Source organism: Dechloromonas sp. ZY10, from assembly GCF_041378895.1.
Taxonomy (GTDB): Bacteria; Pseudomonadota; Gammaproteobacteria; order Burkholderiales; family Rhodocyclaceae; genus Azonexus; species Azonexus aquae.
In genome coordinates this window covers 1,544,788-1,569,037 of record NZ_CP144212.1, presented here as the reverse complement: position 1 = coordinate 1,569,037, position 24,250 = coordinate 1,544,788, and the positions used below count along the sequence as shown (strand labels likewise).

The following is a 24,250-nucleotide window of genomic DNA, read 5'->3' as shown; positions in this document are numbered from 1 at the left end:
AGCATGAAAAATCCCATCGAAGCTTTCCACAAAATCCGAGAGTTCTTCATAACCTATTTGGAGACGGCGTTCCGTATCGGTGACGACGAGATTCAAGCAATGCGTCGAGAGTTGCTTGAGCAGTCCGGAACCCTTTGCGCAGAGCCCATGCTCGAGCCGTTGCCCAATTACGAGAACAGTGGGGTCCGATTGGACGACCTTCTCGACGAGGCGTTGGGAAAGAAGTGGCTGCCGAATTTCTCCTTGGCGCAGCGGCAAGCGTTCGTGGACCTTGCGCTCTGCGGATTGCTGCCGGCCTTGCCGGGAGAACCCGGCAGGGCCAAGTTCAACCTTTACTCTCACCAGTTGGAGATGCTGCGCAAAGGGGTTTCTCGGGGCACTCCTGGAATCGTGACCTCGGGCACTGGCTCTGGAAAGACCGAATCCTTCCTGCTCCCGATTTTGGCCGCTCTTGCGAGGGAGGCCGTGACTTGGCCGCAAGGCGCACCGAACGACGAACCTCATTGGTGGGCTCTGGACGAAGGGGAGCCTCGCTACAGACGGGATGCTCCGTTTGAGGCGAACGCCCGCCCCAAGGGCATCCGTGCTCTGATCTTGTACCCGATGAACGCCTTGGTCGAGGACCAGATGGTGCGCCTGAGACGTGCCTTTGATTCGCCAGAGGCAAGTGCGGCGATGGCCCGCCATTTTGGAAACAACCGCATCTACTTCGGTCGTTACACTAGCGCAACCCCGGTCACCGGTTGGCATCGGCATCCTCGCGTACATAACCGTGCTGAAGCCAACAGCAGCCGGGAACGGGTCAAAGCATTACGCGCATACCTACGTGACTTGGCGGCTACACAAGACGAGATTGAGCGCATGGCCGCTGAAGCCGGAGGCGAGAGCAAATCCACCGTAAATGACCTTCGCTATAACTTTGCGAGTCCAACAGGGAATGAGATGGTTGACCGCTGGTCGATGCAGCGCAATCCTCCAGACATCCTAATCTCCAACACAAGCATGCTTTCGACCATGCTTGTCCGGGAAATCGACGAGCCAATCTTTGAGCAAACGAAGGCTTGGCTTGAGTCCTCGGCGGACGCGTACTTCTATCTGGTGATCGACGAACTGCATCTGCAACGGGGATCTCCTGGGACCGAGGTCGCCAACCTGATCCGTATGCTCTTGATACGGCTCGGCCTTCACAGGCCTGCCCACCGGCATAAGCTCCGGGTTCTTTGTTCCAGCGCTTCGCTTCCGCTGGACGACCTTAATGCATCCAAGAGTCTTGAATACCTCTGGGGATTCTTCCGCAGTGCAGGCCTCGCCCGCGATGGTCAAATGCCCGATTGGAAATCAGCCATCGTTCAGGGCAGGGAGATTTCCCCGGTCCCGCCCGCCAATGCCGCCGACCCGTTAGCGGTTTGTGAGGCCCTTGAGACGCTGCGGGCGTCACTTTCCGACCGAGCCGTAGATGAGAACATGCGACCGGTGTGGACGAACGCGTGCCATGCGTTAGGTCTGCCGGTAGATGGCAGTTCACCTCTCTTCCGGATTGCCGAGGAGGCGGTAACGCAGGCTGGGATATTGCTCCAATGGGGCTGCGGGAAGGATGAGCGTAGCGTCCGCGCGACCTCGATCTCGGACATTGCGCTTCGGTTATTCGGGGAAGCCTCCCTAGGGCCGAAGGCTGTGGGGCTCCTGGTATGGCTCCGGGGCTGCACGGACGATTGGCGGACATTGTTCTCCATGCCGTTCCCTGATACGAGGAGCGTTCCTCGGTTCCGTGTGCATGCATTTATCAGAGCCCTGGAGGGGTTGTTTGTTGCCCCTTCCCCGGTTTGCCCGTCAATTCATGGAGCGGAGCGTTCCCGTGCCCTGTTCAGCGATCTGAGCATCGAATCTGGCGAACGCTACGGCAAACAGTCGAACGGGGCTAAGGGCATGCGGCGTGTGGAGCTGCTCTACTGCGAGTGCTGTGGAACCCTCTTCTACGGGGGGAAGAAAGGCCGCGAGTCCCATGACCATATCGAGTTATCCCCCAACGACCCTGACACTGATCTTTTGCCGGAGCGCGTGAAGGGACAATTGGTGAATGACCGTTCCGCCGAGGACTACGCACTGTTCATGCCTGTTGTGTCGCGGTTCCCGCCGTTTGGCGACGAGCGAATCTCCGCGGAGGACGCGCAAGGGGCATGGAGTCCAGCGCTCCTCGACATGCGGACCGCGACTCTTTGCCTTACGCCAGCGTCGGCCAACTGCGACTACCAGGTTCCGGGCTATTACTACTACACGAACCCAGCGTCGTTTAATGGCACGCGAGATCAGCGGAGCCCTGCGGACCCGGGAACAGCATTGCCTTTCCAGTGCCCGGCCTGCGGAATCTCTTACCGAAACAAGATTTATCGGAACTCCCCTATTCGGGGCTTCAGGACCGGTTTCTCTAAGATGTCCCAGTTGCTCTCATCATCGCTGATGGGCCAGCTAAAAGAGGACTCCCCCTCGGCTGCTGACCGGTTTGTGGCCTTCTCAGACAGCCGTCAGGACGCCGCCAGGACGGCGCTGGACCTTGAGGGCGGCCACCATGACGATATCCGCCGGGAGGTGCTGGTCCGTACGATCGGGCGGGTTGATGGCAGTGCGACCTCAATCCAAGAATTAGATGCCCGGATTGCGGCCTATGACGACCTAATTCTAGAGCTGACCGCAAAACTCAAGACTGCATCCGACCCAGAAGAGATTCGCAGAGCAAGGATGGTAGCAATTGAGGAGCAGAGTGCCTTATCTGCCCAGCGTAGCCAAGCCTTATGCGACTCTGTCCCGCTTTCGAAGGTGCTTCCGAATATCCAGCCTCAACCCGGGCAGCCGGTGGGGGAGTTGTTGGAGGCCTTTATCCGGCTAGGTATTCACCCGACGGACCGCGTCGGCATTGCGCCTTTTCCGGAACGTGTTCCAGGACTGCAGATCAATGACCAATTCGCCTGGCAGCAACTTTTCCAACGATCGAGCTACGGATGGTCATGGGCGCAGCGGCAGGGGATGGATTCTACAATTCAGCTTGCGGCACAGCAGCTGTCGGAAAAGCTGGAAAGGCTGGTTGGGGAAACCGTGTTCAACCCAACTTATTTCTCTCTCGAGGAAGCGGGATGGGGCTACCCTTGCCTTCCTCTTGCGGGAGGGAAAAAACGTGTCGAGCTAGAAAAGTTCGATGCGTTGATGCGCATCATCAGTGATGACTACCGGGTTGTTCCCAATGCCTACACCCCCGAGCGCCCCTGGGGGGCGCCCGGGGATGTTCGAGGTCGCCTAAAAAGATATGTGGAGAAGGTGTTCCCTTCAACATGGAGGGATATTTTGGCCGAGCTCCTTGGCCTTTTGACGAACGCTGGACACCCCCATGGCTTCCTTAAAGTTCGCGAACTCCACTTCCGGCATGTTGGCGCCGACGATGCCTATTGGCGTTGCGCACAGTGTGGTCGAGTGCATCTGCACAGGGGCACCGGATATTGCACGCGCTGTGCCGATCCTCTGCCAGCCGATGCCAGCGGCACCGTGCAGGCGTTGCGCCAGAGCAACTACCTGAGCCGCCGCATCTTGGATTCAGCGGGGCTCTATCGCCTGCGTGCGGAGGAATTGACTGGGATCACGTCAAATCCTGCGGCACGGCTCCGCCGCTTCAAGGGCATCCTCATCAATGATGACGATGACATCCTGCCACAGGCCAACCCTATGCTGGAAGTCGATAGGGAGCTTGACCGCGACGCACGTTTGGTCGATGTGCTGTCCGTGACCACAACAATGGAGGTCGGGGTTGATATTGGCGATCTCCGTGCTGTTTTCGAAGCTAACATGCCGCCCCAGCGCTTCAATTACCAACAGCGCGTGGGTCGGGCCGGACGACGTGGGCAGGCATATTCCTTCGTGCTTACCGTGTGCCGCAACAAGAGCCATGACCTCCACTATTTCCGGCATCCGGAGTCAATCACAGGGGATGCGCCGCCGCCCCCCTTCCTGAGTACCGGGCTCCGGCAGATTCCCGAGCGAGTAATACGGAAGCATTGGTGCGTGGAGGCTTTCCGAATAATGCGTCGTCAATGGATTGGTCAGTGGCCAGGGGATGCGCTCAGGAGCTCCCCCGACAATCATGGAGAATTCATCAGGGTAGCCGACATTCCACAGCCTCCTGCTCCATGGTTCGAACGGTTGGCTGAGGCCTTGACTGCGCTTCTCCCCCTACGAGATGCGATGATAGAAGAATGCGTAGGGTACTCACAGAATCTTCTGCAGGAGATCAGCCAGCATCTGACGGTTCAGCAGGTAATAGATGAGATCAAGTCTGTCGCGCGCAACCCTGCCCTTCAGGGGCTCGGTCTGGCGGAGGGGCTTGCGGAATCAGGGCTGTTTCCGATGTATGGAATGCCAACGCGCGTGCGCAACCTGGTCACGAAGCTGGCCATGAATAAACGAGGGAAGATCGAGGCCGTGACAATGGACCGCGACATCGATATAGCCATACAGGAATTCGCGCCCGGACGACAACTGGTAAAGGATAAGCGCACCTACTTGACCGCGGGCTTCGCGGGGGGGCGCGTGGCGGTTTCACCTAGAGGGGAGGTCAAGGCGCTTGATAGCCGGCTGGGCGAACCCAAGGAGCTGGCCGAGTGTTCTGTCTGTCTGCTGTTGAATCCGGCTAGCGGTGGGGTACCGCTGGCGCCGACCTGCCGATTCTGCCAAGCCAGCATGGACGGCGCTCGTGTCTTCACCGCTTATGTCCCTGACGAGTTTGTGACGACCCTCCTGCCTCGTCCATACGATGACCGGATTGACGAAGTCCTCACGCGGGCGAGTCGTGTTTCCATTGCATTTGCGGAAGCGATTCCGGTCGAGTACGTTTATCACACCAATGTGCGGGTCGGCTTCAGCGAAGGCGTAAACCTTGTAAGACTGAACAGGGGTGAGTATATCGACGGCCATTGGCAAGGGTTCTCCGCGCAGAAGGGCAACCTGACAACCTATGTCGATGACCAGGGGTACGCAAGACGCGTAACCGTCGAGGACTTATGGATTTCTCCACAGGTTATCGACATGGATACAGGGAGCACACAAATTCAGTCACGGTTCCGAGGAGTTCCCGTGAAAGAACAAGGCTTCTATCTCGCAGCGGAAAAGCGGACAAGCTCCCTCGTCCTGGAGATGGCGCGCCCCAATCCGAACCTGCAGCTGCGGCGTGCAGCATTGGCGGGAGAGGATGCGTTGAGCCCGGGAGTTCGTGCTGGAGCGATTTCAGCCTGTGTGTTGTTGGTTGACTTTGTGTCAAAAAACTACTTTGACGTAGACCCTGGGGAGTTCGAGATTTTGGCTCCAAAGATTCGAAACTCCTCCACTGGTGACACATTGGTCTTGCAGCTTGCGGATCAGCTTGTGAATGGCTCGGGTTTTTGCAATCAACTGGCACAGCCGGACAATCAAGGCCGTCGCTTGGTTGTCGACGCCGTCCGCGCCTTGCTGAATCCAGTTATCCAGCCAGATTTTCTGGTCGATATTTTGTCTGAGCCTCACGCGAGTAAGTGCTTCTCAGGTTGCTATCGTTGCATCCACCGCTATGGGAATCAGCAGTATCACGGCCTGTTGGACTGGCGACTCGGACTAGATACCTTGCAGGCACTCTTGGATGACGCATTCCTTTCTGGACTTGATAAGGACTACAGCGCCCCTGGGTTACGTGACTGGCTGCCAATGGCTGAGCGTTTGGCCGTCGAGGCGGCAACCTTGTTCAACACGCGGGTCGAGCACGTTGATGGGCTACCTCTGATTGAGTTGGCCCCGCGCCGCTGGGGGGTTGTCGTTCATCCCTTCTGGTCTAGGGACGGACTGATGTCGTTCCGCCCCCTGCTAGCCGACTTCGAGACAGACCTCGATGCTCCTCTCGAGATGCTTAGCACCTTCGACCTGGTTCGTCGGATGGGGGAACTGATCCCAATGTTACGCTCGGGATCGGATTTATCTGCTGGATTAGGCGACCCGATGAGCCTTGGCAAGTGATCCTGGTCTCCAGAACGCAAGCTTGGCAGCCCTCTAAGCTGGGTCTGGTTGCCGATTGCCCCTTGCGTTATCTCCTTGAAACGGAGCGGTTAGAGGTGCCCCGATTGCCGGTAGGGCCAGCGACGCTCTTGGGCATCATTGCGCACAGTATCGCGGCGGAGTGCAGCCGGTTGGGTTCCCTTGGGACTCCCGAACTTCGGGCATCAATCCTTTCCCAGTTCGAATGGCTAGCCCGGCGTGAGCATCGTAGCTTGCTGGGGTGGCTGGTTATGCACCGCCCACAGTGCAGGGTACTAGGGCCTGCACTGCTGAACGAGCAATGCCGACGGATCAAGCAGCGGTGGCGCCTAGCAACCTCTTACGAGGTCGAGGGGGCAAGTCCGCGCTCCAGTGGTCGTAGCATCATGAGCGGGGGATTTGGTGTGGAACGTCCCTTATCCGACGAGGAGTTAGGGATGTCCGGACGGTTGGATGCTGTATGTAGCTACAGCGACGGGGAAGTCTGCGTTCACGAATACAAGACCGGACCGATTTCGATCGGAGAGGCGGAGTTGCGGCCTGTATACAGGGCTCAAATATTGGCTTATGGCGTTCTTGCTAAACGCACATTCGGAGTACGCCAAGTCCGCCTGATGGTATCTGGTGCAGACGGACTGTGGGAGAGAATTTTGTCGTCCTCGATGGAGGAGGAAGTCATGGAGTTGTTGCGTCGGGCAAATGAGGCCCTGCCGTTGGGCGTGTCGCGGCAGGCTGAGACGCTCGCCGTGATGGGCGAGCATTGTGCCCGATGCCAGGTACGCCCGGGCTGCCCAAGTTATATGTCACTTCTGGCATCAGGAGAGAGGAATGAGAGCACTGAGGCGTTGGCCAAAGGGGATTTCCATGGAGAAGTCCGGGTGTATCAAGAGCCCCAAGGGCTTTCGACTCTCCATTTGCTTGCTCCTAATCGGACGGCGCAGGTCACTGGGGTGCCGATCCAACTCGTCGATGATCTTTCAGGGAAGCGTCCATTGTCAGTGTTTGGCCTTCGGTCAGCGGAAGTAAAACCTCGAGGTCGGTCAATAAGCAATTTCTTTGTAACGCACCCTTCAGATGTTTCCGGATCGGCTTTCCAATTCCTGACGGTATGCCGCTGATTCGAGCAAAGGAGTGTTTGGTGGCTAGTAACCTCAGATGAGCACCAGGAGGGTGTATCCTCGCATCCGCCACAGATCGGTAGGGAAGGGGAATCGGCAGAAAGCAAGTTGTTGTTCTCCAAACTAAACTTGCCTATGTGGTACGGGGTTTTAAACCTCTCTGAGGGCGGGCTTACTGGAAACTTCATAAAAACATTCATGGTTAGCAAAAAGAGCAAGTTGCGGGCGATCGATTTCTACTCCGGAATTGGCGGGTGGTCGCTTGGGCTAAAAATGTCAGGGATTGAGGTGATTGCCTCTTATGAATGGTGGGACAAGGCTAACCGTACAAATCACAAGAACAACCTCCATTTGGCGGCAGAGCTGGACATTCGACAGTTGAATCTCGACAGCTTGCCTAATGATGTGGACATCGTGGTCGGTAGCCCGCCCTGCACTCAATTCTCCTACTCCAACCGAGGGGGAAACGGTGATATTGAGGACGGTCTTAAGGACATTGAAAAATTCTTGAGCATTGTGGACCACGTAAAGCCTAAGTGGTGGGGAATGGAAAACGTCCCTCGCGTGGCATCCATCATCGCGCATGAGTTGCAGCCCGGGGGGCGATTGGAGAAATTTGCGCACCTCACACCCACCATCAAGGTTGTCGATATGTGCGAATGGGGACTCCCTCAACGACGGCGGCGCTGCATTGCCGGCAATTTTGATTTCGACCTTTTATATGCCTACAGAGCCCACACCAAGGCCCGAACGTTAGGTGATGTGATTAGATCAATGTCGTCAGGTGTCGTTCATGACCCTATCTACGGGATAAGCCTTCCGGCGCTCAAGGTTCTTGACCATTCGATTGAGGAGTTTCTGTCGGAGGAAGAGGAGCGCATGAATCGGGATATGAAGATTTTTCACCCCGTATATAACAACATGGCCTTCCCTGACCCGCTCGATAAGACGGCGAGGACTATCACCGCCACGTGCACACGAGTGTCCCGCGAAAGTATTGTCATAGAGGCGCCAGAGAAAAAGGGACGTTTTCGGCGCCTTACTGTCAGGGAAAGAGGGTGTCTACAGGGATTTCCTATCACCTATCAGTTCTATGGTGACACCTATCCGCAAAAGCTCAAGATGATTGGCAATGCGATTCCGCCGCTTTTCACTTATTACGTGGCACAAGCAATGCGAGGCATTACGGCCGAATCGGTGCTTACTCCAGAGGAAGGCATACAAGCGTTTTGCCCTCCGTTTGAGCCACCGCCATATAGCCGCCCTGACAGTGTCGGAGGTTCATATCCTGTAAACCGGAGATTTAGGGCTGCCATCCCTCACCTGCGGTTCAAGAGTGGGGTCAGGTTTGAATTGGCGAACCACATAGAGGAGGGCACGCCTTCCTGGAGCATCAAGTTTTACTTTGGTGACTCAAAGAACATTCACTCATTGCCTCTCGATCTTACATTGCGCCGGTCATTAGAAACTAACGCTCTGTTAAAACCAATTCTCCCTAAGATTGTGGATGCAATTGCCCATATTGAACATCTGATTTCGTCGACCGACGCTCATACCTTGCAAGAGGTTTGGACGCATTCCAGAGAGCATGGCTTACGCCCCTACAACATTGTGGACGTTCTTGGGGAGGCGACGGAGAAGATCATTCCTGTATTAGCGGACGACCTCCATTTGTCGAAAGCTGTGCTGGATTCCGTGCTGCAACAGCATAGGTCTTCCTTAGGTTTCGGCAAAATCTTGAAACATTCAGATGCTGTCTTGGCTGGGCTCCTGGTATCTTCTTCAGCCAACACCCTATTCCGGGCTAAAAGCTTCAATATCATTCGGACTCAGTAGTGAATCGCCCCTAAATCGGTAGGCAATTTTGAGCGTCTTCTATGAGAACGAAATCAGCCGAATAGTGCAAAAACTTTGAATGGCGGCTTTGGCCGACGAACTGCCAGTGGCCGAGAGATCGATCCGGTCACTCACCAAGTAGGCTAGATTCGCCAAGGAATCGAAAACTTGCGAAGGCCCGATGGATACTATGTTGAGAGTCATTTGCTCTGCGGCATAGCCGCCATAGTAGCCTTCACGATCCTGCCAAATTCCGTACTCGACACCTGGCGTTTCAGCTTCAAGTCGCCATCCGTCAGGTGAGCAATCACCAAGTCAGCATCCGGCTCCACCAGCAAAAACTGTCCAAGATGGCCGCGAGCACTGAATACCTTGCTGGGAAACTTGTAATTGAATTGCGTGTTGTTGGTGCTGGTCCACCAAAGGTAGCCATAGCCGACCGATGCCCCGCGATCCGTTGCCGAAATGGTCGTCGTGCTATCAGCCACCCATGATGGTGATACAAGCTGCTTGCCGCACCAATTGCCGTTACGGCTCATCAGCAGACCGACCCGCGCAAAGTCATGGGCCGATAATTTGATGGTGTAGGCCGGATGACGTGACGTTGCCCCGCCGACAAACTTCGTGTCGAAAAACGGATTGAAGTTCTCGAACCCCAAGGGCTTTGCCAGCTCATCGTTAAAGCCGTCAAATACCGTTTTGCCGGTCTGTTTCTGATAGGCAGTACCCAGCGCGTTGAAATCCCAGTTGTTGTAGTACCACTGCTCACCGGGCTTGCAGGAATGGCGGACTGGCCGCTTGGCCTTCATCCCATCAGTTTCATATTCCGCCTCATGGTAGATACAGGAACGCGCTTCCAGCAGGTTCTTGACCGTCGCCGTTTTCTCGACTTCCGTCAGCCCTTGCCTGTCGTCAATCCCCAATTCACCGACCGTAGCCTCCAGCTTGGCTTGCCCCTTATCCGAGGCAATGCCGTACAGGATGCTCATCATGCTTTTCCGTGCAGAATGGATGTTCATCGACGAACTGACACGCCCGTACTCGAAAACAATTTTGCCTTTGTGGGCAACGACCAACGCCGTGGTATCGAGTGACTTGAGGACCTTTTCCAACTCGCCCAGTTGCTGTTCCGACCAGCCCGACGATGAAGGCGGCGTAACTTCCCATTGTTTGCCTGGGCAAGTGTCAGCAGCAGCTTGATTGGCTGCGACGAGAAGAAGCCACAGCGCCAGCGATTTGATAGGGCTATTTTTCATTAGTGCTGATACGACAGGCAGCAGTTTCCGTTGCGCCCCGCTTTCCGTGGTTCAAGCCGACCAACAGCAAAACTACCGCTGTAGATACGACAATCGTCCAAACCCATTCGCTGCCGCCAGCCAATTGAATGTAGATGTGGCCGAGGCTTATGGCCATCAAAGTTCCAGCCCCCCAAGCCAATCCATTTCGCCCCCGCACCTTCTGCGCAAAGATGCCAATCGCAATGGCTATAAAGTAGGTAAAGATGCCCATGTGCGAAACGCCTTAGGGGCAACCCTGAGCTTGCCGATCTATCCCCACTCTGGCGATATTCGCTGCATCCCTATAGTTGCCCACGGAAATGTACTGCTGAGAACTCGTATAAAAATGCTTGAGTGATGAGTAATGCGCTTGGCACTTGGGAGGAAGTCCTTGAGCCTCGTTCTCGACAATCCGTCGCTGCAACTGCATGAGTTCCTGCTCGGCGACATGTTGAGGATTCATACCGGGATAGCGATCTCGCTGCGCCGTATCACGTGCAGCAGCTACTTGCCGTTGATTGGATACCCGTTGCCCCAAGCTATTTTTTGCCTCGATTGCCTGAGGCATGACGTTCCGCCACAACTCCAATTTATCCGCAGTCAGGTCAGGGCGCTTGGCGCAGGTGAAGTAGTCTCGACCGCCAACTTTTGAATCGAATCCGTTTCCGCCGGCATTCAAGGACACAGTTTCCGTAACAAATGCGCGATCAGGTTGGGTGGAGTCCTGCGGAAGGTGCCAAGAGCGATCCGAATAGCGATAGCGGACATCCTCCGACACTTCGAGTGTTGAGCCACCATCTGCCTTGGGTATTACCTTCCACCGGCCAAAAGAGACCCACTCGCCATGCTCTCCACGCCGCTGGGTAATAGCGTTCTTGACACCTTCAGTCCGGCTCCATGCAAAGAGGTACGTCCCATCCTTGGCAAAGAGACGTTCAACATAGTTGAGGCTGTCAGGTTGTCGCGTTAACGAGGTGCATGCATAGGCCTGATCAGGCTGCACAACTGCGGGGGTCGAATAACTGGAAGTGGGAAAGAAAATACCTGTTGCTACTGCGATCAACGCAAGAATCGGCTCACGACGTACCACTTGAAACCCTCCATGACATGAGGGTTTCATAGTACCCCTAAAGCAATTTTGTAGAAAATATTCCGTGGATTGATAATCTCAATACAGCCATTCTCGGCTGGTGAGACAGACACCCGAATTCGACCAGCTATGCCAGACCCTTGCGGCTAATGTCCGTAGGGTTAGGCGTGCACGGAAGGTGTCTCAGGAGCAGTTAGCCTTCGATGCAGAGATTGATCGCACCTATGTCAGCCAGATCGAACGGTCAGTAATCAATCCGTCCTTGTTGGTACTGCATAAGGTTGCGATTGCGTTGGGCGTTTCTGTCGTCGATTTGCTCCGCGCAGAAGGTAATCAGCAGCCTTAACTACCAACTCGTTTTTTGATGCGGGCACCGCCCCGTTGCTCTCGATACCGCGAAACGTCAAGTGCTTCGAAGTAACCACCGTACTCTTCGTAGAACTGAAGAGAAACGGACGGACGATCGTGTTCGGCATCGCACCAAAATTCGACGCGCTCAATCACCCGTCGAAGCGTTTCCTGAACCCGCAAACGAAGCTCTCTCTCAATAGGGCCATCCACCCCTTTTAGTTTGTCGAAAAGCGAATTCATTTCCTCGGGATCGAGGCGATAGTTGGCCGGTTGTGCAGTGCGAATCGATTGTTCGACAGAACGTAACTGTCTTTCCAAAGCATTTATCCGTGCCGCCACGAAAGTAGAGTCATCCGTCTCCTCTAGGGCGGTCACAAGCCGTTCCAGTTTTTTGATAAGGTCTGTTCTTTCCGCCTCTAGAGCAACTACTGGATCAACCTGCTCGTTATCGGTTGCCATGATCCTCGAAAGGTCATCCGCCAAGAAACGAAGGATTGCTGTCTCCGCAGCCAGATAAGGGAAACGCCCTTCGCGACAACCATTGTTGGAGTATGCGTTCAGGCAACGCAGGTACAAATGACGACCAGAATTGCCAACTGCACGCATTTTTGCGCCGCACACATGACAATAGGAGATACCAGCGAACAGATTATTAACGTAATGGCTACTTCGGCCACCGATCCATTTGCGTTTAGACATACTTTCCTGCACCAAGCGGAATTCCGTTTCTGTCACGATTGCAGGGTAATAATCTGGGATAGGCGCAGCACTTAGGGCTTTTTTGGGAGTGTAGAGACCAAATACGGATTGATTTTTGAGCAATGCAGCAACGGTGGCAAAAGTCCAATGTGCCGCGCGCAACATCGTCGGAACCCCTCGACTATTGAGCATTCTCGCAATGGACGGAGAGCCGTTACCCGCCAAAGCCAATCGGAAAATTTCTCGCACAACCTCTGCTTTATTTTCGAGGATGATCCAGCGTTTGCGGTCTTCGGAGAGTTTTAGCCAAGCTGGCCCCACTCCAGTCAGTATCACGCCAGCGGCACGTCGCCCTTCCCATGCCTCGTGAACCCGATCTGATTTTCTGGCGCTTTCCTCGTTGGCTCGACTCATACGAGCAATCGAGATAATCAAAGAAATACCGTGGTCTTGCTTAATTCGCTGCTTGGAATACTCCTGCCTGTCGTCTAGGGTAACGACAATAATTCCTTTTCTAACGATAGATAGAAGCAGCTCAAGTGCATCATCAACGTCAGCACGAGATATCCGATCAAGGCTTTCGACGAGAAGATAAGAGCCTTTCGGAATTTTCCCCTGTTCAACCGCAAGGAGAAACTTTCCAAAGTTTCCCTTGGTGACATTTGTTTTATCCCAGGCGGAGAGACCAAGATCTCTGTAGCTACGTGTATCGAGAGTCAAGTTATGCTGCGCAGCGTACTCAACAGCCTTTTTTTCCTGACGCCGAACCGAGTCCCCCATCTCCTGCTGTGGGCTGGAAAACCGAATGTAGCTAAAAGCTTGCGTCATTTCATAGACTTAGCATTTAAGTGACATTCATTATAAACTATCAACCTGGCGCTCGACCACATCGTCCGCTTTCCGGCCGGCACCTTCCCGCAATTGCCACGCGAGTACTACGCCGACTGGATCGAAGTCGCCGCCGAAGAGGCCATGCACTTCGAACTGCTGCGCACCCGTCTGCAGTCGCTGAATCACGACTACGGCGATTTTCCGGCACACGCCGGGCTGTGGGAGATGGCCGAAAAGACTGCGCACGATCCACTCACCCGGATGGCGCTGATTCCCCGTCTGCTCGAAGCACGCGGCCTTGACGCGACGCCGCCGATCCAGCAACGCCTGGAAGAGGCTGGCGACGAGGCCAGCGCCCTCGCCCTCGACATCATCCTGCGCGACGAAATCGGCCACGTCGGCCTCGGCGACCGCTGGTTCCGCCACCTGTGCGCCACCGCCGGGCTGGAACCGGAAGCGCATTACCGCCAACTGCTGCTGCACTACCGCGCCCCGTGGCCACAAGCGCCGATGAATGACGCGGCCCGCCTGCAAGCCGGGTTTTCTGCCGCAGAGCTAGCCGCGCTGGCAAAAAAAATGTAGAATAATCAGTTCAATGCGTTGATGTTTCGCCCGCAGTCATTCCGCGCAGCCGCCGGTATCACAGGTTTTTGAGCAGGTTCTACCCGCATTTACCCATTGAAGTAATGATTATTCGCTCCCCGGCATGGCTGCGTCGGGGTCACCCAGGACGCCCGCTTGAGCGGGCCTTGTGCGCACCGACCACCGCCCTTCATCGAAGCGGGCCGTGGTCGTCGTCGTGCTGAAAGGAAACACAGATGACGACTCCCGTCGAAAGCTTTGCCGATCTCGGCCTCAGCGAATCGCTGCTGAAAACCCTCTCCGAAATCGGTTACGAAACTCCCTCGCCGATCCAGGCACAATGCATCCCCATCCTGCTTGACGGTCACGACATCCTCGGCATGGCGCAGACCGGCACCGGCAAGACCGCCGCCTTCGCGCTGCCGCTGATGGAAACCATCGACATCAAGGTCAACAAACCGCAGGCACTGATCCTGACCCCGACCCGCGAACTCGCGATCCAGGTCGCCGAAGCCCTCCAGAGCTATGCCAAGAACCTGCCCGGCTTCCACGTGCTGCCGATCTACGGCGGCCAGAGCTACACCATCCAGTTGAAGCAGCTGGCACGCGGCGCCCACGTCATCGTCGGTACGCCGGGCCGGGTCATGGATCACCTTGAGCGCAAGACGCTCAACCTCGACAGCCTGAAGACCCTGGTCCTCGACGAAGCCGACGAAATGCTGCGCATGGGCTTCATCGACGATGTCGAGTGGATTCTCGAACACACCCCTGACGAGCACCAGACCGCGCTGTTCTCGGCGACCATGCCGGAACAAATTCGCCGCGTGGCCCAGAAATACCTGGTCGAACCGCGCGAAATCAAGATCAAGGCTGCCACCACCACCGTCGCCGCGATCCGCCAGGTTTACTGGCAGGTCTCCGGCATGCACAAGCTCGACGCGCTGACCCGCATTCTCGAAGTCGAGGACGATTTCGACGCAGCGATCATCTTCGTCCGTACCAAAACCGCCACCGTCGAACTCGCCGACAAGCTCAACGCCCGTGGCTATGCCGCCGCTGCGCTGAATGGCGACCTCAACCAACAGATGCGCGAGCGCGTGATCGAGCAGCTGAAGTCCGGCGCTCTCGACATCGTCATCGCCACCGACGTCGCCGCCCGTGGCATCGACGTGCCGCGTGTCAGCCACGTCGTGAACTACGACATTCCCTACGACACCGAAGCCTACGTGCACCGTATCGGCCGCACCGGCCGTGCCGGCCGCAACGGCAACGCGATCCTGTTCGTCGCGCCGCGCGAAATCCGCATGCTGCGCACCATCGAGCGCGCCACCCGCCAGCCGATCGCTCCGCTGACCCTGCCGTCGCGCGCCGACGTCACCAACAAACGGGTTACTGCCTTCAAGGAAAAGATTGCCGAAGTGATGAATGCGGAAGGTCTCGACTTCTTCAGCAACATCGTCGCCCAGATTTGCGAAGAACATAACGTCGGGGCCGAGGAAGTCGCTGCGGCACTGGCGATGATGGCGCAGGAAGGCAAGCCGCTGCAGGTCGCCGGCGAAGACCCCCCGCCGCCGCGCGCCTTCGACCGCAACGACCGCAGCAACGACCGCCGTCCGGCCAGCTTCGGCGACCGCGGCGAGCGCAAGCCGCGCTTCGAACGCGACGGCGAACGTCCGCGTTTCGAAGACCGGGGCGAACGTCCGCGGCGCGAAGACCGCCCGGCCCGTCCGGCACCGGCCGGCGATATGGTCCGCTACCGGATTGACGTGGGTCGGGAACATGGCGTCGAAGTGCGCGACATCGTCGGCGCGATCGCCAACGAAGCCGGCATCGAAAGCCGCTTCATCGGCCGCATCGGTCTCTACGAGGAATCGAGCACTGTCGAACTGCCGGCCGGCATGCCGCATGAAGCCGCCAACGCCCTGAAGCGCACCCGCATCCGCGGCGTGCCGATCAACCTGCGCATCGACGAAGGTCGCCCCGGCGGCGGTTTCGCTCCGCGCGGCGACGGCGAACGCAAGTTCCGCAAAAAGCCGGGCAACGACCAGTAACTCACCTGATTCAGATCAAAATCAGCGACAAAAGCCACGTTTTCGTGGCTTTTTTCATTTCCACCCTTCCCATTCGATACCCAAGATGGAATAATAACGATTCTCAATTAGACCAAGCCAGCCACCCAGCCGACGCCCGGTAGCCAGCCAGACGAGACCAACTCGCTTTGGAGGTTCCCATGCATTGCTCGACCTGCTTTTCCCCTCGTTTCGTGCTGCGCGCGATCCCGCTGGCGCTGCTCGGCGTCTTCATTCACTCCGCCCAGGCCGGCGACAAGCAACTGAAGGACACCGTGGTCACCGCCACGATGTCCGAACACGATACGCGCACCGCGCCGGCCTCGGTCACCGTGATCAGCCGCGAACAGATCGAGGAGCGCAACGCCGCCGACCTGCTCGACGTCGTCCGCGGCACCCCCGGCGTGACGCTCACCCCGCGCCAGGTCGGCGGCCGCAAGACCCTGGCACTGCGCGGCCTGGAAGGCAAACATACGCTGACCCTGGTCGACGGCCGGCGGATCTCCCCGTCCGACGACATCGTCGGGCATTCGGACTACCAGTACGGCTGGCTGCCGGTATCGGCGATCGAACGGGTCGAAATCATCCGCGGGCCGATGTCCACGCTCTACGGCTCGGAGGCGCTGGGCGGCGTGGTCAACCTGATTACCCGCCAGCCCAAGGACCGCTGGATCGGCTCGCTGCAACTGTCGGGCAGCACCCTGAGCGACGGCAAAGGCGGCGACGGCCACCAGGCCTCGCTGTTTGCCGCCGGCCCGCTGGGCGAGCGAGTGGTGCTGCGGGTCAATGCCGAAACCCAGGAACGCGACCCGGTCGCGAAAAAGGAAGACCGCCGCTACTCGGAACTCGAAGGCCGCCGGCAGCAAAGCTACGGTCTGGGCAGCAGCATTCGCCTGAGCGAAAACCAGAGCCTCGACCTGCAATGGAACGGCGGCAACGAAACCCGGCGCTACGACGACGTCAGCGGCAACGTCGCCTATCAGAATCTGTACGACATCGACCGCAGCCAGCGCAGCCTGACCTGGAAGGGCGAGTTCGGCAACTGGCGGGCGCAGGCACGCGTCTACGACAGCGAAATCGACATCACCAACCGGCGCAGCAACGGCGTCGCGGCAACCCGGCCGCAGAACATGCGCGACCAGGTCGTCGATGGCTTCGCGGCGCTCAAGCTGGGCAGCCACATCCTGACCGTCGGCGGCGAGCAGCGGACCGAAACGCTGAAAAACAGCGGCCTGATCGGCGGCAAGGACGATGCGACGCACAAGGCGCTGTTCATCCAGGACGAAATCGCGCTCGGCAAGAACCTGATGCTGACCGCCGGCATCCGCAACGACCACCACGAAATCTTCGGCAACGAAACCAGCCCGCGTGCCTACCTGGTCTGGGAAGCCAGCCCGGAACTGGTGATCAAGGGCGGCTACGGCCACGCCTTCAAGGCGCCGACGCTGAAGCAGATTTCTCCCAGCTATGTCGGCGCCGAAGGCCCCCACACCTTCCTCGGCAACGCCCGGATCAAGCCCGAAAGCGCCGATTCGCTGGAAATCGGTGCCGACTGGAAGCGCGGCCCGCTCAACCTGCGCGCAACGCTGTTCCACTCGCGCGTCGAAGACCTGATCACCTACAAGCTGCTCAGCGTCTCCGGCATCCGCCGCACCTATCTCTACGACAACGTCGACAAGGCCCGGATCAGCGGCCTGGAAACCGGCTTCAGCTGGGAAATCAGCCCGGCATTGCAATGGAGCGCCAACCTCACCGCGCTCAACGCCAAGGACAGCAGCAGCGGCCGGGACTTGGCCAATCGTCCCGAACTGACGCTGGCTTCGCAGCTCGACTGGCGCCTGGCCGATGGCTGGAGCACCCGCGGCGCGGTCGAATACTACGGTCGCCAGCTCGACTCGACCGGCGTCCGGCTGCCGGCTTACGCCGTCTGGAACGCCAGCGTCGGCAAGAAGATCGGCAAGCAGCTGAGCCTGCGCGCCGGAATCAACAACCTGACCGACGTCCGTCTCGCCGAGAAGTCGCCCAACTTCGGCTACGCCGAGATGGGGCGCAACCTCTTCGTCACGCTGCGTAGCGACTTCTGAGTCCGCACGCCAGGCGGCGGCCCCGGCCGCCGTCTGGCGCCACGGTCAACGCCGGCTACGGCCGGTTTTCATCTTCCTGCCGATGTTCCGCCCATGCCCCGCTTCCGCTCCCTGCTCCTGTTCCTGACCGCGCTGCTGCTCGGCCACGCCACACCGGCTGCCGCCACCGCGCCGGCCTCGATCCTGTTCATCGCCACCGCGCCGGTGCCGCCGGGCAAATTCAAGGTGCTCGGCGAAATCGGCGCCAAATACGGGTTGACCGTGGAAACGCACTTTGCCGAGCGGCTGGGCGGCGAAACAGCGGGCAAAATACTCGACCAGCGCCGGCTGGTGGTGTTCGACGCGGCCCGCAGCCACATGCAGGAAGCAGTCCGCAACAAACTCGGCGCCGCCCTCGGCCAGCTCAAAATGCCGCAACTCTGGATCAAGGACAGCGGCCCCACCGCCAGCGGCCTGCCGCCGGCCCTTGCCGCCACGCTGCACGCCTACTACCTGAACGGCGGGCGACAGAACTACGACGCCTTTTTTGCGCTGCTCGCCGCCCACCTGCACGGCCGGCCGCTGCCGGCGGTGGCCCCGCCCTTCGTCTTTCCGGACGAGGCGATCTACCATCCGCGCGCGCCGCAACGGGTTTTCGCCAACCCCGCCGAGTATTTCAAGTGGCGCGGCATCGCTCCCGACCAACGGCCGCCGACCGTCGCCATCGCCATGCACCAGATTTATATCGGCGCCGAGCAGACCGGCTTCATCGACGATCTGGTCGCCCGCATCGAAGCCGCCGGCGCCATCGCCCTGCCCTACTACGCCAGCGTCCTCGGCACCCATCAAAAGATGCTGACCGTCGGCGACCGGGTCGTCGCCGACGCGGTGATCAACACCCAGATCGTGCTTGACCCCGAAGGCCGGCGCAAGGAACTGGCCGCACTCGGCATTCCGGTGGTCCACGCCTTGAGCTACCGCAAGGGCGACGAGGCCGCCTGGCGTGCCGACCCGCAAGGCGTGCCGCTGACCGACGTGCCTTTCTACCTGGCCCAGGGCGAATACGCCGGGATCGTCGACGCCATCGTCGCCCACACCGTGGACAAGGCCAGCGGCGAGACCACGGTGCTGCCCGCGCAGGCCGCTGCGGTGGTCAACAAAGCGCTGCGGCTGATCCGCCTGCAACGCCTGCCCAACGGCGAGAAGAAGGTTGCGGTGCTGTTCTGGAACTACCCGCCGGGCGAAAAAAATCTCTCGGCCTCGTTCATGAACGTGCCGAAGAGCTTCGAAGCCACGCTCAAGGCGCTGCAAGCCGCCGGCTACGATACCCGTGGCGAAAGCGAAATGACCCTGATCGGCACCCTGCAACGCCTGCTCGCGCCCTTCTACCGCGATGGCCAACTCGCCGCCCTGCTCCGCGACGGCCTGGCCGAAAAATTCCCGGTCGCCACCTACACAGCCTGGCTGCAGCGCCAGCCGCAGGCAATCCAGGACGAAATCCACGCGCGCTGGGGTGCGCCGGAAAAATCGGCGATGGTGCTGGTCGACCGTGGCGAAGCCTTTTTCGTGATCCCGCGTCTGGCCGTCGGCAAACTCGTCTTCAGCCCGCAAGCGCCGCGCGGCGAACGCTGGGAAGAAAAGGAAAAAGCCCTCTATCACTCGTCGAAGGCTGCCCCTTCGCACTTCTACCTAGCCCACTACCTGTGGCTGCGCGAGCAGTTCAAGGCCGACGCGCTGGTGCACTACGGCACCCACGGCTCGCAGGAATGGCTGCCGGGCAAGGAACGCGGCCTGCCGGTGACCGACTACCCGCTGCTCGCGGTCGGCGACGTGCCGGTGATCTACCCCTACATCGTCGATAACATCGGCGAAGCCCTGCAGGCCAAGCGGCGCGGCCGGGCGGTGATCGTCAGCCACCAGACGCCGCCCTTCGCTCCGGCCGGGCTACACGACGCGCTGACCCAGATCCACGACCTGCTACATCAGTGGCTGGCGCAGGACGACGGCGCGGTGAAGGAAAAAATTGCGGTCGACCTGAAAAAGCGGGTCAAAAAGGAACGCATCGACAAGGACATGGGCTGGAGCGAAGCCCGCATCGACCGGGACTTCCGCACCTTCATCGACGAGTTGCACAACCACCTGCACGAACTGGCGCAGACCGCACAACCGCTCGGCCTGCACAGCTTCGGCACGGCGCCGCAGGACAAGCACCGGCTCGGCACCGTGCTGCTGATGCTGGGCAAGGGCTTCCACGAAACCGCGGCGCGGATCATGGGGGTCAAGGAAGACGATCTCGACGAAATCTTCGTCGGCGACTACACCAAGCTGACCAACACTCCGCCCTTCCGCATGCTCAGCGAGGCGCTCGCCGGGAAGACGCCGCCGCCAGGCGACAAGGCACTCGCCGAAAAACTCGAACAAGGCCGCCGCTGGTACGCCGAGCTCGGTGCCGAAGGCGAGATCGCCGGCCTGCTTGCCGCGCTGTCCGGCCAGCACCGCCCGACCTCCTACGGCGGCGACCCGATCAAGAACCCGGACGCGCTGCCGACCGGCCGCAACCTGTACGGCTTCGATCCTTCGCGGGTGCCGACCAAAGCCGCCTGGGAAGCCGGCAAGGAAGCAGCCGAGGCCTTGATCGCGGCGCACACCGCGAAAGCCGGCCGGCCGCCGCAGAAGCTCGCCTTCTCGCTGTGGTCGGTCGAAACCATGCGCCACCAGGGCATCCTCGAAGCCCAGGCGCTGTGGACGCTGGGCGTCGAACCGGTATGGGACGCCGGCGGCCGGGTCGTCGACGTCAAGCTGGTGCCGCGCGAACAACTCAAGCGGCCGCGCATCGACGTCGTGCTCTCGGCCACCGGTCTCTATCGCGACCATTTCCCGAACGCGATCAAGCAACTGGCCAAGGCGGTCGAGCTGGCGGCCCGCGCCGACGAAGCCGACAACCCGGTCTTCGCCAACAGCCGCGCCCTCGCCGCCCGCCTGGTCAAGCAGGGCGTACCGGAAAAAGCCGCGCAACGGGCCGCCGAAACCCGCATCTTCTCCAACGAATCCGGCCGCTACGGCACCGGGCTCGACGACGCCGCGCTCGCCACCGATACCTGGAAAAGCAAGGGCGAAGCCGATAAGAAGCTGGCCAATCTTTACCTGTCGCGGATGCAGCACGCCTACGGCAGCGACGAAGCGACCTGGGGCAGCAAGGGGATTGCCGGCGCCGACGCGGCCGGCAATGGCGCGGCTGCCGCCATCAACCTCTACGCCGAACACCTGAAGGGCACCGAAGGCGCGATCCTGTCGCGCAGCTCGAACCTCTACGGCATGCTGACCACCGACGATCCCTTCCAGTACCTCGGCGGCATCGGCGCCGCAGTGCGCGCGCTCGACGGCAAGGCGCCCGAACTGTACATCGCCAACCTGCGCAACAGCGGCGGCGACGGTACCGGCGGCAAAAGCGGCGGCAAGATCGAAGGCGCCGACCAGTTCCTGGCCAAGGAACTGGCCACCCGGAACTTCCACCCCGGCTACATCCAGGGCCTGATGGCCGAAGGCTACGCCGGCACCTTGCAAGTGCTCGACGGGATCAATAACTTCACCGGCTGGACCACCGTTTCGCGCGAAATCGTCCGCGACGACCAGTGGCAGGAGTTCGTCGAGGTCTACGTCCGCGACAAGCACCGGCTCGGCTTGAAGGACTGGTTCGAGAAGAACAACCCGCACGCGCTGGCGCAAAGCATCGAGAAGATGCTGGAAATGGCCCGTCACGGCTACTGGCAGGCCGATGCGCAAACCGTCGCCGAACTCAAGCAGCGCTACCGCGAGCTGGCCCGGCGCCATGACGTGAAGAGCGACAACGCCGCCTTCGAGCAATTCGCTGCCGCCGGCTTCGGCCTGGTCGCGCCGCTGCCGGCCCCGGCGCCGGCCCGGCCGCAGCGCGCCGCCGACCTGGTCCCGCCGCCGGCCGCAGCGCCGGCACCGCAGATCAGCGGGATCAAGCTGGAAAAAGTCGTCGAGCGCCTGCCCGAACCGCCGCCCCTGGCGCTGGCCGGCGGCGGCCTGCTGCTCCTGGCAACGCTGGGCGGTGCCCTGACCACCGTCCGCCGCCAGCGGAGGGCCGCATGAAGCCCCGCCGGTCAGCGCTCGCGGCGCTTCTCGCCAGCGCCTGCGCGGCCCCCGGCCTGGCGGCGGAGCCGACCGTGCTCGAAGCGGTGACGGTAACCGCCAGCAGCGAGGCGGAGGCCGAAAGGCAGGCGGCGGTGACCCAGAAAACCGTGATCGACCGCCAGGAAATCGAGGCTTTGGGCGGGTTGACCGTGAATGAGGTGATCCGCAAGCTGCCCGGGATCGAGGCCGGCGCCCACGGCGGCGACGGCGGCCCGAGCGCCAACGCGCGCGGCATGGGGCGCGACGCGGTGCAGTTCCTGGTCGACGGCGAACGTCCGAGCGCCAACGCCCGCTACGCGCTGACCACGGTCGGCCGCCTGCCGGCGGGCGAACTGGAGCGGGTCGAAATCCTGCGTGGCGCCTCGGCCGAACACGGCGGCAGCGCCCCGGTCACGGTCAACCTGGTCATGCGCAAGGCCCGGCCGCAAGGCAGCACGGCCCTGAAAGCCGCGCTCGGCAGCCGCGGCGAGTCCGCCAACGGGCAATTCACGCTCAGCCAGGGCGGCGGCAGCGCCGGCTTTTCGTGGATTCTGCCGCTGACGCTGAACCACCACGCGATGCCGCTGGAGAAAAACACCCGGCGCCGGCAGTCGACCGTGGCCGGCCCGGCTGCGTACCAGGAGGAACGCGAAAGCAGCCCCTACCGGCTCGACGAATTGATTGTTTCGCCCCGCCTGACCTGGCGCGGCGGCGACGGCAGCCTGTCGCTGTGGCCCAGCCTGTACCACAACCGCGGCGAACGGCACGGCGCCTTCAGCCGCAGCGCCGCGACAACCCCCAGCGACGGTACGGCCGGCGAACTGCGCGCCGACGGCAGCCGCCGCGAACGCGAGGAAAGCCAGCTGACCATCGCCCGGCTGCGCCTCGAAGGCGAACAGAAAAGCGCACTCGGCAAGCTGTCCGGGCGGGTCGCGGCGATGGCCGCGCGGCGCGAACAGGACACCGAGCGCCGCTGGCTCGACGCCGCCGGCAACGCCAGCCACGGCCGCGAGGCGATCGACCGCGACGAGCGCGAATTCGCCTCGGCGCTGCGCCTTGACCGCCCGGCCGGCAGCGGCCTGCTCTCGTTCGGGCTGGAACAGAGCTGGCATCGACGCGAGGAACGCCAGCAGGCCAGCGGCATTTTTGCCGGCCACGGCACATACCAGGCCGAGGCCCGCCAATGGACCGCCTGGGCGCAGCACGAACAGCCGCTGGCGCCGGCGCTGACGCTGACCTACGGGGTGCGCGGCGAGCACCTGAGCCTCGCCGTCGGCGAACGCGAGCGCCGCGCCGGGCAACTGGCGCCGTCCCTGGCCGGACGTTTCGAACTGACGCCCGACCTGATCCTGCGCTCATCGCTCGGCGCCGGCCTGAAAACTCCGAAACTGGAAGAAATTTCCCCGTTGACCGTGCGCGGCGGCGGCAACAACAGCCCGCTCGAAGCCGACCGTGGCGGCAATCCCGAACTGCGGGCCGAGCGCAACCTGAACTGGGAACTGGCGCTCGACCGGCATCTGCCGAACGGCGCCGGCACCCTCGGCGCCAATGTCTACCTTCGCCGTACCGAGGATTTCATCGAACGCCGGAGCACGCTCGAAGGCACGCGCTGGGTCGACCGCCCCTATAACGAAGGCACAGCCCGGCACTGGGGCCTGGAGCTCGACGCCAAGCTCAAGGGCGAGGCCTTCGGCTGGAAAGGCGCCGCCTTGCGCAGCTATCTGACGCTCCCCCAGGCCCGCGTCGCCGACCAACGTCTGGGCATCGTCCGCGACGCCCGCGACCTGCCGCGCTACCAATGGAGCCTGGGCATCGACCAGGCGCTGCCGTGGTGGCAGGCCAGCGCCGGTTTCCAGTTCAACCTCTACGGCGCGACCCGCAGCGCGATCCCCGGCGAGAGCGCGAGCGAACAGAAGGCGCGCCGCCTGCTCGATCTTTATCTCACTCACCGCCTGACGCCGCAGCTCAACCTGCGCTTCGAAGCGCAGAACGTGCTGGCCGCCGACACCCGCCGCCTGGCGCGTGCCTGGCAGGGCGGCGACGACTGGTCGCTGAGCGGGCGCGAACGCGGCCAGCGCGGCTTTTTCCTGTCGCTCGAAGGCAAGTGGTGAGTCCAGCCGATTCTTCCTCCGTTATTCCCCCATTTTTTCCCCGC

The 24,250-nt window shown here is 60.4% G+C and carries 13 protein-coding genes; 9 read left to right on the top strand and 4 right to left on the bottom strand.

Annotated elements, in window-relative coordinates:
* Positions 1–3: 3 nt before the first annotated feature.
* The 3 genes from VX159_RS07105 to VX159_RS07095 all read left to right on the top strand — a co-directional run bounded on the left by VX159_RS07105 (position 4) and on the right by VX159_RS07095 (position 8,996).
* Positions 4–6,024 carry a DEAD/DEAH box helicase gene (locus tag VX159_RS07105; protein ID WP_371325275.1) on the top strand — a complete coding sequence of 2,007 codons (6,021 nt, stop codon included), beginning with the start codon at positions 4–6 and terminating at the stop codon, positions 6,022–6,024.
* Positions 6,021–7,160: a PD-(D/E)XK nuclease family protein gene (locus VX159_RS07100; RefSeq protein ID WP_371325274.1), complete on the top strand. Its 1,140-nt coding sequence runs from the start codon at positions 6,021–6,023 to the stop codon at positions 7,158–7,160. The genes VX159_RS07105 and VX159_RS07100 overlap by 4 nt, the downstream gene beginning before the upstream one ends.
* 111 nt (positions 7,161–7,271) lie before the next feature.
* On the top strand, positions 7,272–8,996 hold the full coding sequence (locus tag VX159_RS07095; protein WP_371325273.1) for a DNA cytosine methyltransferase: 1,725 nt from the start codon (positions 7,272–7,274) through the stop codon (positions 8,994–8,996).
* Between the two features lie 200 nt (positions 8,997–9,196).
* Here the strand turns inward: VX159_RS07095 and VX159_RS07090 are convergent, their stop codons facing one another.
* Genes VX159_RS07090 through VX159_RS07080 form a run of 3 tightly spaced genes read right to left on the bottom strand, consistent with a single transcriptional unit; the run spans position 9,197 to position 11,336 of the window.
* On the bottom strand, positions 9,197–10,252 hold the full coding sequence (locus VX159_RS07090; protein ID WP_371325272.1) for a serine hydrolase domain-containing protein: 1,056 nt from the start codon (positions 10,250–10,252) through the stop codon (positions 9,197–9,199).
* Positions 10,242–10,505: a hypothetical protein gene (locus VX159_RS07085; RefSeq protein ID WP_371325271.1), complete on the bottom strand. Its 264-nt coding sequence runs from the start codon at positions 10,503–10,505 to the stop codon at positions 10,242–10,244. Before VX159_RS07085 ends, VX159_RS07090 begins: the two co-directional genes overlap by 11 nt.
* 12 nt (positions 10,506–10,517) lie before the next feature.
* Entirely contained in the window at positions 10,518–11,336 is an 819-nt protein-coding gene (locus VX159_RS07080; protein WP_371325270.1) for a hypothetical protein, read from the bottom strand.
* A 127-nt stretch (positions 11,337–11,463) separates the two neighbouring features.
* Between VX159_RS07080 and VX159_RS07075 the strand changes: the two genes are divergently transcribed.
* Positions 11,464–11,709: a helix-turn-helix domain-containing protein gene (locus VX159_RS07075; protein WP_371325269.1), complete on the top strand. Its 246-nt coding sequence runs from the start codon at positions 11,464–11,466 to the stop codon at positions 11,707–11,709.
* On the opposite strand, the gene VX159_RS07070 is transcribed toward VX159_RS07075, so the two are convergent.
* Entirely contained in the window at positions 11,706–13,241 is a 1,536-nt protein-coding gene (locus VX159_RS07070; protein ID WP_371325268.1) for a recombinase family protein, read from the bottom strand. The genes VX159_RS07075 and VX159_RS07070 overlap by 4 nt on opposite strands.
* 39 nt (positions 13,242–13,280) lie before the next feature.
* Between VX159_RS07070 and VX159_RS07065 the strand changes: the two genes are divergently transcribed.
* The 5 genes from VX159_RS07065 (at position 13,281) to VX159_RS07045 (ending at position 24,206) form a co-directional block, all read left to right on the top strand.
* Complete coding sequence (locus VX159_RS07065; protein WP_371325502.1) at positions 13,281–13,826, top strand: ferritin-like domain-containing protein; 546 nt, start codon at positions 13,281–13,283, stop codon at positions 13,824–13,826.
* Positions 13,827–14,062: 236 nt separating this feature from the next.
* Positions 14,063–15,877, top strand: a complete 1,815-nt coding sequence (locus tag VX159_RS07060) for a DEAD/DEAH box helicase (RefSeq protein WP_371325267.1) — start codon at positions 14,063–14,065, stop codon at positions 15,875–15,877.
* 179 nt (positions 15,878–16,056) lie between these two features.
* Positions 16,057–17,979, top strand: coding sequence for a TonB-dependent receptor plug domain-containing protein (locus VX159_RS07055; protein WP_371325266.1), 1,923 nt, complete (start codon positions 16,057–16,059; stop codon positions 17,977–17,979).
* 93 nt (positions 17,980–18,072) lie between these two features.
* Complete coding sequence (gene cobN, locus VX159_RS07050) at positions 18,073–22,074, top strand: cobaltochelatase subunit CobN (protein WP_371325265.1); 4,002 nt, start codon at positions 18,073–18,075, stop codon at positions 22,072–22,074.
* Positions 22,071–24,206, top strand: a complete 2,136-nt coding sequence (locus VX159_RS07045) for a TonB-dependent receptor plug domain-containing protein (protein WP_371325264.1) — start codon at positions 22,071–22,073, stop codon at positions 24,204–24,206. The genes cobN and VX159_RS07045 overlap by 4 nt, the downstream gene beginning before the upstream one ends.
* Positions 24,207–24,250: the final 44 nt, after the last annotated feature.

Excerpts from the sequence above, each read along its gene's own strand:
- VX159_RS07105 (WP_371325275.1), top strand. The coding sequence starts at position 4 with ATGAAAAATCCCATCGAAGCTTTCCACAAAATCCGAGAGTTCTTCATA.
- VX159_RS07090 (WP_371325272.1), bottom strand. The coding sequence starts at position 10,252 with ATGAAAAATAGCCCTATCAAATCGCTGGCGCTGTGGCTTCTTCTCGTC.
- VX159_RS07085 (WP_371325271.1), bottom strand. The coding sequence starts at position 10,505 with ATGGGCATCTTTACCTACTTTATAGCCATTGCGATTGGCATCTTTGCG.
- VX159_RS07070 (WP_371325268.1), bottom strand. The coding sequence starts at position 13,241 with ATGACGCAAGCTTTTAGCTACATTCGGTTTTCCAGCCCACAGCAGGAG.
- VX159_RS07060 (WP_371325267.1), top strand. The coding sequence starts at position 14,063 with ATGACGACTCCCGTCGAAAGCTTTGCCGATCTCGGCCTCAGCGAATCG.
- VX159_RS07055 (WP_371325266.1), top strand. The coding sequence starts at position 16,057 with ATGCATTGCTCGACCTGCTTTTCCCCTCGTTTCGTGCTGCGCGCGATC.
- cobN (WP_371325265.1), top strand. The coding sequence starts at position 18,073 with ATGCCCCGCTTCCGCTCCCTGCTCCTGTTCCTGACCGCGCTGCTGCTC.
- VX159_RS07045 (WP_371325264.1), top strand. The coding sequence starts at position 22,071 with ATGAAGCCCCGCCGGTCAGCGCTCGCGGCGCTTCTCGCCAGCGCCTGC.